Annotated in this window: 1 protein-coding gene and 1 pseudogene; one reads left to right on the plus strand and one right to left on the minus strand. The window is 72.2% G+C overall.

All coding sequences use genetic code 11. The features are described from left to right. A partial coding sequence (locus GH736_RS24015; RefSeq protein ID WP_159607614.1) for a helix-turn-helix domain-containing protein occupies positions 1–221 on the minus strand: 221 nt, incomplete at its 3' end. Between the two features lie 81 nt (positions 222–302). Here GH736_RS24015 and GH736_RS24020 point away from each other — a divergent pair. Further along, a pseudogene (locus GH736_RS24020) lies at positions 303–611 on the plus strand (aminotransferase class V-fold PLP-dependent enzyme); the annotation flags it as partial.

Raw genomic sequence — 611 nt, forward strand, 5'->3', positions numbered from 1 at the left:
CGACCGGACTGGGTGAGCCGGATGCCGCGGCCGACGCGCTCGACGAGCGCGATGCCGGTGCGCTCCTCGAACCGGCGCAGCTGCTGGCTGACGGCGGGCTGGCTGTAGCCGAGCGCCTCAGCCGCCGCCGTGAGCGAGCCGTGCTCGGCGACCTGTCGCACCACTCGGACGGTCTGGAGGTCGAGCGCGGCGGCGAGTCCCTCGATGGATGCGTCGGACATGCTCGAATCATAACTGCGCGGCATGCGTGTGATCACTCACCTGCGCTTGTCGAATGGATCAGCGAGGCCGAGACTGAAGCCATGTCCACCTTCCGCGACCGATTCGCCGCCGGGCGCGGCTACCTCGCCGCCTGCACGCTCGGCCTGCCCGCCGACGTCACACGCGACGCCGTGCTGGGCGATCTCGAGCGCTGGGCGTCCGGAACGGCGAGCGCCGCCGACTACTCCGCGAGCTTGGAACGCGCCCGAGTTCACGCCGCGGCGCTCCTGGGCGTCGATGCCGACCGCATCGCGACGGGCTCCCAGGTGTCGGTGTTCACCGGGCTCGCCGCGGCCTCCGCCCCGACGGGCGCCGAGGTGCTGTGCGTCGACGGCGACTTCTCGTCCGTC

This window comes from Agromyces humi (genome assembly GCF_009720255.1).
In the GTDB taxonomy this organism is placed as follows: Bacteria; Actinomycetota; Actinomycetes; order Actinomycetales; family Microbacteriaceae; genus Agromyces; species Agromyces humi.